We start from the raw sequence: 14,932 nt of genomic DNA on the forward strand, positions 1-14,932 counted from the left end.
CATTTTCATCCTCTTTCAAAGTAATCTGAAAGAGGATTTTTTATGTCTTGATGGGCAAACAAAATTGTCTGGCTGTACGACTTGAACTCAGATTGTTTGGAACTTTTCCTAACAGTTTAAACTCATCAATATATTGAGCTATTTGTTCCCATAATTGATTATTGATCGGGGCAATGTTTTGATTTTCATTTTTTAACATTTGTAAAATTTGTTTTGAGTTCATACCCTTCCATTCGTCGGCAAGCAATATGCTGGTTTCTTGTAAATGTTGCGTTTGCCATTTCGAAGATTGTCGGATACTCAATGCCAAAGGCACAGCAATATCGGGGTTCTTTTTTAAAAATTGGTTGTTGATGCCAAGAATCCGATTGGCTCTGGAGCTCCAGCTGCCAGTCTGGCTGCCAGCCAACTCAAAGATTTGTTTGTTGGCATTACTTAAGATTTCCCACATAAAAGGGTCATATCCAATAATAGCTTGTACTTGATTAGACAATAATGCTGGTAATAGTTCTTCTTTTTCCATTTCAACCCATTTGATATTTCGTTCAGGGTTTAGGCCTTTACGCCTTAATAAAATGGAAAAGAAAAGACGTTCTTTTTCTGCATGACGGCGTGTTGCAATTTTTAAGTCTGCTAGATCAACTAATCTGTCGATTCGGCTTTTTTTAGAAACTAGAAGACGGAAATTACCACCACTGATGCCAACCAATAGCCGAGCTTGCATTCCAGTTAAAAGATTAGGTAACCAATCTAAAACAGATAAAACAGTTGCATCGCACATATTATTTTTAAAAGCATCCAATGCTTGTAGGTGGTTTTGAATATTGGGCAGAATTGTTACGTTTAAACCATAATTTTGAAAGAAATCTTCTGTGTGGGCAATTGTTAACAGTGAATCGATTTCACTTTTTGGCCATGCAATACGAATAGATTGAGGTTTATATTCACCAATCAAATTTTTTTTATGAGTAATAAGGTGGTAAGATGTATATCCACCTCCGCCTGCAAGGAAAAAAGTTCCAGCAAGACCAAGGAGTGTTTTTCTGCGTGTTATTAAAGACTTCTGAGATTTGTTCTGAATATTCATAAGATATATTTACTAAAATTTAAAAAAAATTACAAAAAATTAAAAAAAACACTTTACCATTAATATCAAATTAGGCTATAGAGTGTGCATGGCTGATCCCGAATAGCTCAGTTGGTAGAGCTAGCGACTGTTAATCGCTCGGTCGTAGGTTCGAGTCCTACTTCGGGAGCCATATATTCTCTAAAAGAATTATCAACTTATCCCCACCTATATTCAAAGTTATTGCCATTAAATTTATGTAAATATATGGTTGTTTCTATTTTAACACTGTATGTTTTTATTTCGTTTTAATGATCTGAAATTACATTAATTTTACTATGACAGTTGAGCAAACTATATTTATATAATGCTTGGCTCGTTCTAGATAATAAAGCAGCTGTATAAAGAGTGATTGTCTTTATTGCTTTGTTAATTTAGTGATTTTTTAACGTCTAAACACGATAATAGGTAAATATGGCATTATTTTGGAATAAACCCAGCCTTTTACGGAAAAAAGAATTTTCTTTTCTGTCTTGTTTGCTAGTTATGGGGGGAATGGTTTTATTTGATTCTGCTGCAAAAGCAGATGGACAAAAGAATAAACCATCAACAGAAGAGTTCACAGATGATAACTCACCCTTGAATGGATTAACAGATTGGCATTTGGTGCCAGCAGGTGGGGGTGGAGACTGGAAAACAGCAATCGGTCGTGTCCAAAGTAACGCCAAAGATATTGAACGTTTAAAAACAGAGGGTAATCCTTTGCTTCCTCAACCAGAGCATTTGTTTGGTACGTGGGGTGGGATTAATCCTTGGCTTTATAAACGTGGTATTAACTTAAATTTAGATAATCAAAACGAATTTGCAGGCAATATTACTGGAGGAAAGAAAAAGGGCGCGACAAATGCAGGCGCTGTAGATGCCAACCTTGATGTTGACTGGAGTACCCTTGTTGGCAAAAACTGGCTAACGGATGGATTAGTTTCTCATATGACTGTATTAGGTCGTTATGGAAATAATTTGGGTAAAACCATAGGAGAAAATATTACTCAGGTTCAGGAAATTTACGGTGCTGGTGGCAACGTTGTTGCAAAGTTGGTGAATCTTTATAGTGATAAATATTTTATGGATGGTAAGATCGTTACCTCTTTTGGCCGTACAAGTGTGGGTGGGTTTTATGCGACCAGTCCAATTCACTGTTACTTTATGAATAACGGTCTGTGCGGTAACCCCAAACCTTTGACCGGACAAGCAGCTGGGTTTAATGCTTGGCCAGATTCAACATGGGGAATGACAACTTTATTTCGTCCTATAGAGCATTTTTATGTTCGTATTGGAATATTTCAAGTCAGTCGTGCGGCCTATGGTAATGCCTCTGGACATCGTGCTGGTTGGGCTTCATTGGTCAGAACGGGCAGTGACGCTGGTGGTGAATTCCCACTTGAAGTTGGATATGAACCACATTGGGGTAAAAATGATCTGGTTGGTCATTACAAAGCTGGTTTTGCTTATGATACGTCCTCTTATCCTGTTTGGGGGAGTGGATTAAATGGAAAAAAAATTACAGCAATGAATGGTTCCGATCAACGTTGGAAACGTGGTCGTGATGTTGAATGGTTGCTATTGGATCAGATGTTTCACCGTAATGGTCCTGGCGATTTAAATGGTGTTATTGGTTATGTTGGCTTTGTTCACAGTAACCCTTTGACATTTCAACGTCAAAATCAAGTCATTGTTGGGATGATTAATACAGGCTTTTGGAAAGCCAGACCGATGGATGCTTTTGGTCTTTTATTTATACACCAAATTATGAGTGGTAAAATGCGTGATGCACAGCGTTATAATTTGGCGCATGGTTTCCCTATTCAAAATATTGGTGACGCAACGGGAATACAAACCTCTGAAACCAGTTTTGAAGCAACCTATATTATACATGTATATAGAGGTGTTCGTTTTCAACCAGATTTCCAGTATGAAATTCATCCGAATGCGCAAAAAAATATCAAAGATGCTGCATTTTTAGGATTTAAAAGTCGTATAGATTTCTAATTCAAACTGTTTAGACATAAGTAATAAAAGGACAGGTTTTAATAATTATGGTTAAAATAGTTATTAAAGCCTTTTTTATTTATAAATTTTGCGAAAAAGGTTTTAAATTGTTTTGTTGATTTGTTTAGTCGATTATTTAATTTTAAGAGTAGAATATATCAATACGTTATTAATTATTTTATAAAGGCTGCCATCATGAAAATATCCCATATTTTTCTTATGTCCTCTATGCTTGTAAGCATGCCTAGTTTAGCATTATCTGTCGAGCCAGTATGGAAAGATTCTTCATTATCTACAGAAGCGCGTGCAAAAGCATTAGTCAAAGCGATGACACAAGAGGAAAAACTACAATTAGTAGTTAGTCGTTATGGGGTTCATGGTGGGCCAGGAAACGAATCTGTTCCGAAAGAAGCTTTAGGTTCTGCGGGATATGTGCCTGGTATTCCTCGTTTAGGTATTCCAGCGCAACAAATTACCGATGCAAGTTTGGGCATTACAAATCCCCAAAATGTAAGACCTGGTGATGCTGCGACTTCGTTGCCCAGTGGACAAATTTTATCAGGAACTTTTGATCCAGACCTTGCCTACGAAGCGGGTCAGATGATGGGTAAAGAGGCTTATCACAGAGGATTTAATGTCCTTCTTGGTGGTGGGGGAGCTGTATTAGTTCGAGACCCCAGAAATGGTCGCAATTTCGAATATTTAGGTGAAGATTCATTGGTTGCAGGCAACATGGCAGCAGCTCAGATTCAAGGGGTGCAAAGTCAGCATGTAATTGCAACAGCAAAACAATTTGCTTTTGGAGCCATTGAAACCAATCGTATGAAGGTTGATATGCGTATTGGTGAGAAAGAAGCAAGAGAATCAGATTTGTTGGCTTTTGAGATTGCAGTAAAACAAGGGAAACCTGGTGCAATTATGTGTGCTTATAACAAAGTCAATGGGGATTATAGTTGTGAAAATAGTTATTTGCTGCAATTACCGAAAAAAAATTGGGCATATCGAGGATATATCCTAACAGACTGGGGCGCAACGCATAGTACTGAAAAATCTGCCAACGCAGGTTTGGATCAGGAATCTGGTGCTTCATTTGATTCAAAAGTGTTTTTTGGTAAAGATTTAAAACGAGCCATTGCCAAAGGTGAAGTATCACAGGGTCGTTTGGATAATATGGTTTATCGGATTGTATATAGTTTGATGGATGTTGGTGCATACGATCATCCATCTTATAAATCAAATCAACCCGAAGACGTTGCAGCAAATGAAGCTGTTTCACAAAAAGTTGCGGAAAATGGGATTGTTTTGTTAAAGAATTCTCATAATGTTTTACCTTTATCTCCTCAAATTAAAAAGATTGCGATTATTGGTGGTAAGGCCGATCAGGGCGTAATGTCAGGAGGAGGGTCTTCTCAGGTGACGGCTAGAGGGGGTAATATTATTGACCAAACAAGAACACAAATTTGGCCAGGGCCTGTTTCCTATTTTCCATCTTCCCCGATGAAAGCGATTCAAGCACTGGCACCAAATACAAAAGTTGATTTTGCGACAGGAAATAATATTCAAGAAGCTGTTGCATTGGCAAGTCATGCTGATGTGGCGATTGTTTTCGCCACTAAATGGAGTGCAGAGGGATTTGATAGTGCCAATCTAGAATTGTTTGGTAATCAAAACCAACTAATTGAAGCCGTTGCGAAAACAGGCAAACCCGTGATTGTTGTTTTGGAAACGGGTAACCCTGTGGAAATGCCTTGGCTAAATAATGTTGATGCTGTTGTTGAAGCTTGGTATCCGGGAACTTCTGGCGGGCCAGCTATTGCTAATATTTTATTTGGCAAAGTAAACCCATCTGGACGTTTGACAACCACATGGCCAAAAGCGTTAAGTCAAGTTCCTTATCCGTATATCGCTGGTGCGGGGCATATGCCTGCGATACAAAAGTTAAATGTGAAACAATATTCTGCACATAACCAACTGGTTTCTTCGGTTAACTTAAATGAAGATGGTGCGAATGTTGGATATCGTTGGTATGAACAAAAACGTTTAACGCCTCTTTATTCCTTTGGGTATGGCTTATCCTATACAACTTTTAAGTATAAAAAAATTAACGTTGTTAAAGATTTCACATCAGATCAACATTTAATTACGGCTAATGTGACGATAGAAAACACAGGAAAGCGCGACGGTGCTGATGTTATTCAGGTTTATGGAAAGATGCCTGATGGAACACCAAGTCGTTTACTTGGGTTTAAAAAGGTTGATTTGAAAGCAGGTGAAACAAAAACTGTTGCAGTGACCTTGTTTCCGGCCAGTTTGTCTCATTACCTTCCTGAAAAACATGACTGGGAAATTAACCCAGGGTCTTATGAAATTTTTGTCAGACCAAATGCGTTGTCTACTGATGGCTTAAAAACAACGATGCACTTGGATAAGATTGATCTGCCTGATTGATCATATTCTTTATTAAGTAGAATTCTTATGCAGCCACGGTTCTTTTAGCCGTGGCTGTATTCTTATAACAACATAACGTGTACAACCCTCAATCAATATTGACTGTTCGAAATAAATATAAGCTAATAGTAGAATATATTTTGATTATAGAAGGACATTCTTGTGAAATTATCTCAGTTATTTTTACTGTCATCTATTCTTGTCGGTGTTCCATCAATTGGACATGCAGGAGAAGCAAGTTGGAAAGACACATCTCTTTCCGCAGAAGCTCGTGCAAAAGCCTTAGTTAAGGCAATGACGCAAGATGAAAAATTGCAACTAGTTGCTAGTCAGTATGCGGTTGATAATGGGTCTAAACATTTACCTATTCCCAAGGGCGCTCTGGGCAGTGCAGCTTATGTTGCGGGTATCCCTAGATTAGGTATCCCAGCACAACAAATCACTGATGCTGGACTAGGGGTCACTAATCCAAATCATATTCGTCTAAACGATGCTGCTACTTCATTACCAAGTGGTCAAATTTTGTCTGGAACATTTGATCGAAACCTTGCTTATGAAGCGGGGAAGATGACAGGTGCAGAGGCATTTCATCGTGGCTTTAATGTTCTATTAGGCGGTGGTATGGTCTTAACCAGAGATCCAAGAATTGGTCGTAATTTTGAATATCTTGGCGAAGATCCGATCTTGGCAGGAAACATCGGTGCAGAGCAAATAAAAGGTGTTCAAAGTCAACATGTTGTTTCAACGGCTAAACATCTTGCGTTTAATAATATTGAAACCAACCGCAAAAAAATTGATATGAAGGTTGGTGAAAAAGAAGGAAGAGAATCAGACCTACTTGCTTTTGAAATTGCGATTAAAAAAGGTAATCCTGGTTCGATTATGTGCGCCTATAATAAAGTGAATGGGGATTATAGTTGTGAAAATAGCTACCTATTACAACTTCCTAAAAAAGAATGGGGATATCAGGGATATATTATGACCGATTGGGGGGCGGGTCATAGTACAGTTAAAGCTGCCAATGCAGGATTAGATCAAGAATCTGCTGCCGACCAGTTTGATAATAAGATCTATTTTGGTAAAGATTTAAAAGAAGCCATTGCTAAAGGTGAGGTTCCACAAAGCCGTCTTGATGACATGGCATATCGTGTATTATATGGGTTAATTCAAGTTGGAGCTTATGACCATCCAGCCGTAAAGTCGACTCAATCCGAAGATGTCGCTGCGCATGAGGCTATTTCACAGAAAGTCGCAGAAAATGGGATTGTACTCCTTCAAAATAAACAGAATATTTTACCTTTAGCTGCAACAGTGAAGAATATTGCGATTATTGGTGGTAAAGCTGATAAAGGTGTTCTGTCTGGTGGTGGTTCTTCTCAAGTCACAGCAAGAGGAGGGAATATTACTGATCCTACCAGTATGCAAACATGGCCTGGCCCTGCATCTTATTTTCCATCCTCACCCATGAAAGCAATTCAAGCATTGGCTCCAAAGGCTAAGATACAATTTGCTGAAGGAAACAATATTGATGAAGCGGTTAAATTAGCCAGCCAATCAGATGTTGTGATTGTATTTGCAACCAAATGGAGTGCTGAAAGTTTCGATAATGCAGATATGAGCTTGCCTGGCAATCAAAATCAGTTAATTGAAGCGGTTGCTAAAGCAGGAAAACCGGTTGTAGTTGTTTTGGAAACAGGAAATCCTGTTGAAATGCCTTGGTTAAATAATGTCGATGCAGTGGTTGAAGCTTGGTTCCCAGGCACATCAGGTGGGCAAGCGATTGCTAATATTTTATTTGGTAAAGTTAACCCATCTGGGCGTTTAACTATTACCTGGCCTAAATCTTTGGCACAAGTTCCATATCCTAAAATTACCAATGCTGGGCAACGATGGAACGAAGATGATCCTGTAAAAGAAGATAAGCCTGATTTATCAGGCATTAAGACTTTTAGTTTGGATGTCGATAAAGCCAATGTTGGCTATCGTTGGTATCAAGATAAAAAGATTACGCCACTTTATCCATTTGGATATGGATTATCTTATACGACATTTAAATATAATAAGATCACCTTGAATAATAATTTATCTGGTAAAAACCCGACCATGACCGCCGAAGTTACGGTTGAAAATACAGGTAACAAAGATGGTGCGGATGCGGTTCAGGTATATGGCACGATACCAGATGGCACAACCAGTCGTTTGCTTGGATTTGATAAAGTTGCGTTAAAGGCAGGGGAAACAAAAACAGTTTCAATACCATTGGCTTTACAAGCGATTGCGAATTATGAACCCAAAGCCCATCATTGGGAATTACCAGCAGGTACTTATACGATTGCTGTGAAACCTGACGCACTTTCTAATGAAGGCGTGAAAACAACGGTTCATCTTGATAAAATGAATTTGGCTGATTAATTTATTTTTTGTTGAGTTATTTTATGTAGCCACGGTTATCTTAGCCGTGGCTACTTTAATATGACAATGTCTATGAAACGTTAATTTATTTGATAAAATTACCTGTTTAACTTTTAATAATATCAAACTTTAAACGGCTCCAAAATTTAGGGGTATAGCGGCTAATAAATTTACAATATTTTCTGAACCTTTTTCTATAATCATTCATTGAAAAATCAGTAGACCATGGAAAAATAAGCTTTTCGAAAACTTCGATACTGTAAGTATTGTAGTCAAATACAAAAGTAATTTTATTCGGGGGAACAAGGTGAAATTTTTCTAAAGATCCATAACATAATGGGTCGTAAACCCAGCAGAAGCCATGTTCACTCTCAAATTCTGCTTTTTCTTGATCTGATGCAGCGTCTATACTCCAACGTTCAAGAATTTTACCCGATGAGGTAATTAAATAGATATAGCAAGCCTCTATAGGCTCTTCTAAACTTTGTCCGTAAGGTCTTAGAGAAACAAAAAGTAAATAGTAAGAATAAATTTGGACAACTTTTTCTAAGCACTTTCCACGGAGTGTATATCGCGTGCGACGTCCATTCATATAAATTCGACTGGTAAATAATTTAACTTCGAATGGGTCTAACGTAATTCGATTATCTTGAATAAATTTCATGTAATCACACCGCTTTAATATACACTCATATCACAAGTTAACATAAGAATCCATTAGATAAATAGCTAGAAAACTGCTCTTCAATACGCACAAAATGGCTCGATATAACTCCTCTCTAGAAAGCCACCAGCATATAATGTTGGTAGATAAATAAATTGATTTAATTGATAGGTGGAGTAAAAATTGCCATCATTTTATAGCTGATTTCAGAAGTGATGATTCTGTATCACTAGAAGCTGAGAATATATATTATTAAGATATATCAAAGTAAGGTAAGTTGTTCGATAAATATAGAAAATAGCTGTTCAATGAACTTGCTAAAGAAGTTAATATTTTAAATTTCGAATGATAAAAAACGCCATACTCTCTCGAATATGACGCTTTTTACTAACTCAAGCAATTAAAAATTACATCGCAGATTTGAAGATTGCTTCAACTTCAGCTTGGTTACCAACACGAGGGTTCGTAACAGCACAAGCATCTTTTAATGCGTTTGTTGCCAATGTTGGAATATCTTCTGCTTTAACCTTAAGTTCGGTCAAGTTTGCGGGAATATTGACATCTTTTGATAATGCACGAATAGCGGCAATACAAGCTTTTGCCCCTTCTTCGTCATTCATATTATCAACATTCACACCCATTGCTGCTGCGATGTCTTTTAGACGACCAGCACATTTTGGTGCGTTATATTCTTCAACATGAGGAAGAAGAACCGCATTGCACACACCATGAGGAAGACCATAAAAGCCACCTAATTGGTGAGCCATCGCATGAACATAGCCCAATGAAGCATTGTTAAATGCCATACCAGCTAATAATTGTGCATAAGCCATGTTTTCACGTGCAACCATATTTTTGCCGTCTTTAACAGCGGTGCGTAGGTTTTCAGAAATCAAAGTGGCTGCTTTTAATGCACAAGCATCAGTAATTGGGGATGCAGCAATAGAAACATAAGCTTCCACAGCATGGGTTAATGCATCCATACCCGTCGCAGCAGTCAGCCCAGCAGGCATACCAGCCATTAGTGCAGGATCATTCACAGATAAAATAGGGGTGACCTGAGAAGTCACAATTGCCATTTTAATATGGCGCACTTCATCAGTAATAATACAGAAACGAGTAATTTCACTGGCAGTGCCAGCAGTTGTGTTGATCGAGACAAGTGGGAGTTGAGGTTTCTTGGGAACGTCTAGACCTTCATAATCTTTGATTTCCCCACCATTTGTTGCAAGAAGAGCGATTCCTTTTGCACAATCGTGAGGTGATCCACCCCCAAGAGAAATAACAAAATCACAGTTATTTGCTTTAAGGATTTTTAGCCCATCATTCACATTTGTTACGGTTGGGTTTGGGTTGGTTCCATCATAGATGGATGTTTTAATGCCTACTTTTCCAAGCAAGTCAGAAACTTGTTGTGCCGCACCAGATTTATTCATGAAAATATCTGTCACGATTAACCCGTGTTTAAAGCCGTAACCTTGGATATGTGGCACAGCATCGCTTAAAGCATTTTCCCCAATAACGTTGACTGAAGGGATAAAAAATGTGGTACTCATAGATATTTGTCCTTTGTAATTTATCTAAGTTACGTAGTAATCATACAACATTTTTTGATAATTTTATAGAATATACGAAAATTTGATTCGTATATTCTAATATAGACGATAATTATTTAAGTGTTATGTTCAGTTTTTTTGCAATGCCATTGCCATATTCTGGATCAATTTTTACAAAATGTGCCAACACACGTTCCACAGTTTCTTTTTTAACTGATTGCAAAGACTCAGCAATATTATTGATCAGCAGTTCTTTTTGATCTGCATTCATTAATTTAAATAATGCTGCGGGATAACTATAGTAATCGCCATCAGTTCTGTTGTCATAGATACCAGCTGCCCCAGAAAGATCAGCAGGAAATAATGGATTTGGATCATTGGTTTGTTTAGGGGCATTGGGGTCGCTGTTTGGCTCGTAATTCAAGCTTGAACCACCATTGCTATCAAAACGCATTGCACCATCACGTTGATAATTTGCATAAGGGCATTTGGGCGCGTTAATTGGTAATTGTTGGTAATTGGTACCAATACGATAACGTTGAGCATCCGCATAAGCAAATACACGACCTTGAAGCATTTTATCAGGGGAAAGGCCTGTGCCCGGAATTACATTGCTTGGTGCAAAGGCAGCTTGCTCGATCTCGGCAAAATAATTTTCTGGGTTACGGTTTAATTCAAAAAAACCAACCTCATGCAAAGGAAATTCTCTTTGAGACCATACTTTGGTCACGTCAAAAGGATTATCTTTGTGATTTTTTGCTTGTTCTTCTGTCATAATTTGAATATAGACACCCCATTTTGGATAATCACCCTTTTCAATGGCGTTAAACAAGTCTTCAGTCGCGTAATCAGGGTTGCTACCATCTAATTCGGCGGCTTTTTTGGGATCAAGGTTTTTGATGCCTTGTTGTGTTCTAAAATGCCATTTCACCCATGTTCTAACACCGTCTTTGTTAATCAAACTATAGGTATGGCTGCCGTAACCATGCATAAATCTGAACCCATCAGGAATCCCACGATCAGAGAATAGGATCGTGACTTGGTGTAATGCTTCGGGGGAGAGAGAGAAGAAATCCCACATCATATTCGGATCTTTGAGATTTGTTTGAGGCACTCTTTTTTGTGTATGGATGAAGTCTGGAAATTTAATCGCGTCACGAATAAAGAATACAGGCGTGTTGTTTCCAACAATATCCCAGTTGCCTTCTTCGGTATAAAATTTAAGCGAAAATCCACGGGGATCACGGGCAGTATCTGCAGATCCTCTTTCCCCACCAACAGTCGAAAAACGTGAGAGAATAGGGGTTTTCTTACCAATTGTATCAAATAATTTTGCAGAAGTATATTTTGAGATATCTTTGGTCACTGTGAATGTACCATGCGCACCTGCGCCTTTGGCGTGGACACGACGTTCTGGAATATTTTCACGGTTAAAATGTGCTAATTTTTCGATCAAATGAAAATCATCGATAAGGACTGGGCCTCTGGGTCCAGCTGAGCGAGAGTTTTGATTATCTGCGATTGGGGTACCACTGGCACCTGTAAGTTTTTTACTCATTGGTATGCTCCTTAGGTTGTTTTTAATAAAGAAAGCAGTCGGTATTATTTCTTGACATCATTGATGATAAAGTTTTGTTCTATTTAATCAAACGAAAAAATTAAATATGGATTATTGACGATCACGATAAAGATCATTGTATATGTATCTGTAATAAATATATTTTATATATTACCATCATGCAATTATTATAAAATATATCTTTTTACGATTAAATAGTATTCTTGTCTTTGAATCAACCTATGATTGATAAAACGATTTAAAATGAATAAATTTTCCAGTTGTTTTAATGTTTAATTCACACTGAGATTCAAATTTTAAAATAGTTTTTTTGTAAAGTATCACGTTGTGTGGGGATGAAAATATTTTATACAAGATAAAGATGCAACGTTATCTTGTCATTATTAGGAACCAATGTGATTCCATAGTACAGAAAATGGCTTGCGTATTTTAAATTAGCAAGATGTCGAGTGGTTAAGACTAAATCGATTATATTAAATTATATTTATAAAGGAATAATCATGGATTATATAGCAATATATCACAATGCTTCTTTCCCTCAATCATCTGTTATTTCCAAAGCCTCACAAAAACAGTTAAGTTGCCAGCAATTCCTTGGTATACTTGCCGATTTGAAAGTAGCAAATGATTTGTTAGCTACTGGACATTATCAAAAGGCAATTCATTTATTCGATAAAAATATTACAATTGTGGGTCAACATTACTTGTCGCCTACGACGAATATATCTGATGATACGGGAACTAAATTAATACTTGGACAAATTGAGCAAAAAAAAGGTCGCTTGAAAAGAGCTGCTTATTTAAAACGGAATGTTCTAGAAAGTAGAGTCAGTGTATTTCAAGAAAACAATCAATGCCAATAACAAAAATAAAAGTTAAGATAAACAAGATACAATGATATTTTGTTTATCTTAATTGTGTTGAGATCAATCTTTTTATTAAAAGACAACGTTTACGTGAACACCCAGCACGACAGCATCATTATACAAATTTTTGTAAGCTCCAACTTTATGAAAATATTCAAAAACGGGCATAACTTTAATTCCTCTATATACCGCCGCGCCATAGTTGACTTCAAATACCATAGCATTCGTTTGTGCGGCTTCGGCATTATTCAATAGGCTGAACGTGCCATTTTCCATAAAGGTGGTTCCTTGGGACATTTGATAACGTTGTGCGCGTCTTAAAGAGCGTGGAATGGTATAATAGGTCATCATAAATCCAATTTGGTCATAAGGGCGTGCATGCCAAAAACCACGATCTAGCAAACCAATATTATAAAAATCTTTGAAACTGCTTGTAGACGGAGACTGATGGTTCCAATTGGCTAAGACATATAAACCATGATTGTCCATTGGGTCGTTTCTGTAGATCATTTGTCCAAACATGATCCAATATTGTGAAGCATTGTCCCTTTTGCCAGTTTCCGAAACTTGAGATGACCAAGTATCATATTTGGTGGTATCATACCCAGCACCAATATGATAATATCCATTTAATTGTTTCTTGCCAAAATTAGAGATATAGCTGAATTCAACGGGAATAAAGGCGCCTGTCGCATGTTTCGTTCCCCATGATAGTCCTGCTGGGCCACCTTGTCCTGTTTCACCAAAGGGGGTGCTTTCATATGCGCCAACTGCAAAGCTAAATTGTTCAGAAAAATTATATATTATCCTGCCTGACCATACATTGTTTGGCCATGCGGAATATCCTTGTTGTGAACCCATACTGGTCATCTGATTACAGGTCGAAGCAGTAACATATTCACAGGCAAAGGGACTGACGGCAAAATCATCACCTGGATTAAAGCGTCCTACTTTTAAGTTAATTTTATTATTCCATAATGCTTGTTCTGCATATAAATTATATAGGCGTAAAAAACGATCGTTACTGCTGCCATAGATTTCTTGGGCTTGCATGAATGGGTCGCCAACATAATCTGTGCTAGCATTTCGTCCCGCAAGATTCATTAAAATTAAATGGGTTGAAAATCCTTTCCAACCAATCAATTTGTCCCAATCCATATCCAATGCAAATTCAACTTCGTGCGCATAATCAGCCCCTTTTTTCTTACCACCACGAACCACACCGACGGTTTCACCGATGTAGCTCAGCCCAAATTGTACACCATATTGCTCTAGATATTTATTTGCCCCCGTAAAAAATAATTCTTCGTCCGGGTCAAAGGCTGTATCAATATGATAAGGTACGGGTTCTGCGGGTGGGGTAACATTATTTTTGATAATGGATTCTTTATCTTTGGAAGTTTGTGCCCCTGTTATGTTGTCTTTATTCGTTGCAAAATCTGTTTTTGCAAATGCACTCGTAGTAAAATGACAGCTTAATAGAAAAGCAGAATATATATATACAGTTCTCAGACAATATTTAGTAACCATACAGATCAACCCATAATGAAATGTTAATTTATGCAGCAAGTAATAAAGGAATACCCTTGTTATAAAAGTAACATTTGCATATTTGACTTCAAATCACTTTTATTGAAATTTTAAAATATATTTATTTATAGTAATATAATTGCTATAATTACATTCTATTTATGCAATAAATATAATCGTTTCTTGAACAAGAAATTAAATACTTACTGGTTAAAGAATTTTTGAAGTTTTACAATATTGATCCAGTAAGATTATAAATATCAAAGCTTTCTCTGAAAATGTAATCATTGTATATTTGATATTCTTTCTTTAAAAAATCTTGCAGTATATTCAGAACACTCTTCGATTGCATCAAGCAAAGAATGCTCTGTATTGCCAATAATTTTTAATGAGTCATTGAATGCGATCAATGAACCTAACTGAATCGTATTATTAATCTTATTCACTATTTCCATATAAGTTGATCGAGTATCTATTCTGCAATAAATTTCACGGATTTGATGATCTTCATACGAAATAGTAATAGAATTTGAATCATAGTTTCCAAAAAAGAGGATGTCTTTGTTCCAATGTTGTTCAGGGGGAAGATACGTAATTGAATTTAAGAAGTTTTCAGAGCAATATTGGGTAAACCAGTCAATATTATTAAATTGATCTTCAGAGATAGACCGAGGGATAATTCCATCATTATGTTGTATAATTGTTTTGTAAGGAAGCAACCAAAATGAAAATTGTTAGATTGTTATGATTTTATTTATGAAA

10 protein-coding genes and 1 tRNA gene are annotated in these 14,932 nt (G+C 37.0%); 5 read left to right on the forward strand and 6 right to left on the reverse strand.

Annotation, left to right across the window (positions count from 1 at the left end):
- Positions 1-40: 40 nt before the first annotated feature.
- Positions 41-1,087 (reverse strand): ABC transporter substrate-binding protein, encoded by a 1,047-nt coding sequence (locus tag PQG54_RS08785; RefSeq protein WP_271790281.1) that lies wholly within the window; start codon positions 1,085-1,087, stop codon positions 41-43.
- A 96-nt stretch (positions 1,088-1,183) separates the two neighbouring features.
- On the opposite strand from PQG54_RS08785, the gene PQG54_RS08790 reads away from it, so the two are divergent.
- The 4 genes from PQG54_RS08790 (at position 1,184) to PQG54_RS08805 (ending at position 7,975) form a co-directional block, all read left to right on the forward strand.
- Positions 1,184-1,259 (forward strand) — tRNA-Asn (locus PQG54_RS08790).
- Positions 1,260-1,540: 281 nt separating this feature from the next.
- Complete coding sequence (locus PQG54_RS08795; RefSeq protein ID WP_271790282.1) at positions 1,541-3,115, forward strand: carbohydrate porin; 1,575 nt, start codon at positions 1,541-1,543, stop codon at positions 3,113-3,115.
- A gap of 240 nt (positions 3,116-3,355) precedes the next feature.
- Positions 3,356-5,563: a beta-glucosidase gene (locus PQG54_RS08800; RefSeq protein WP_271790283.1), complete on the forward strand. Its 2,208-nt coding sequence runs from the start codon at positions 3,356-3,358 to the stop codon at positions 5,561-5,563.
- 162 nt (positions 5,564-5,725) lie between these two features.
- Positions 5,726-7,975, forward strand: a complete 2,250-nt coding sequence (locus tag PQG54_RS08805) for a glycoside hydrolase family 3 C-terminal domain-containing protein (RefSeq protein WP_271790284.1) — start codon at positions 5,726-5,728, stop codon at positions 7,973-7,975.
- 106 nt (positions 7,976-8,081) lie between these two features.
- Here the strand turns inward: PQG54_RS08805 and PQG54_RS08810 are convergent, their stop codons facing one another.
- From PQG54_RS08810 to PQG54_RS08820, 3 genes are all read right to left on the reverse strand, one after another.
- On the reverse strand, positions 8,082-8,639 hold the full coding sequence (locus PQG54_RS08810; RefSeq protein ID WP_271790285.1) for a hypothetical protein: 558 nt from the start codon (positions 8,637-8,639) through the stop codon (positions 8,082-8,084).
- Between the two features lie 407 nt (positions 8,640-9,046).
- On the reverse strand, positions 9,047-10,195 hold the full coding sequence (gene yiaY, locus PQG54_RS08815) for an L-threonine dehydrogenase (protein ID WP_271790286.1): 1,149 nt from the start codon (positions 10,193-10,195) through the stop codon (positions 9,047-9,049).
- 112 nt (positions 10,196-10,307) lie between these two features.
- A complete protein-coding gene (locus PQG54_RS08820; RefSeq protein ID WP_271790287.1) occupies positions 10,308-11,753 on the reverse strand; it encodes a catalase in 1,446 nt (481 codons plus the stop codon).
- 521 nt (positions 11,754-12,274) lie between these two features.
- Here PQG54_RS08820 and PQG54_RS08825 point away from each other — a divergent pair.
- On the forward strand, positions 12,275-12,637 hold the full coding sequence (locus PQG54_RS08825) for a hypothetical protein (RefSeq protein WP_271790288.1): 363 nt from the start codon (positions 12,275-12,277) through the stop codon (positions 12,635-12,637).
- A gap of 75 nt (positions 12,638-12,712) precedes the next feature.
- On the opposite strand, the gene PQG54_RS08830 is transcribed toward PQG54_RS08825, so the two are convergent.
- Complete coding sequence (locus PQG54_RS08830) at positions 12,713-14,170, reverse strand: carbohydrate porin (protein ID WP_271790289.1); 1,458 nt, start codon at positions 14,168-14,170, stop codon at positions 12,713-12,715.
- A 284-nt stretch (positions 14,171-14,454) separates the two neighbouring features.
- Positions 14,455-14,889, reverse strand: a complete 435-nt coding sequence (locus tag PQG54_RS08835) for a hypothetical protein (RefSeq protein ID WP_271790290.1) — start codon at positions 14,887-14,889, stop codon at positions 14,455-14,457.
- Between the last annotated feature and the right edge of the window lie 43 nt (positions 14,890-14,932).

Source organism: Commensalibacter communis (assembly GCF_947179015.1).
Classification (GTDB): domain Bacteria; phylum Pseudomonadota; class Alphaproteobacteria; order Acetobacterales; family Acetobacteraceae; genus Commensalibacter; species Commensalibacter communis.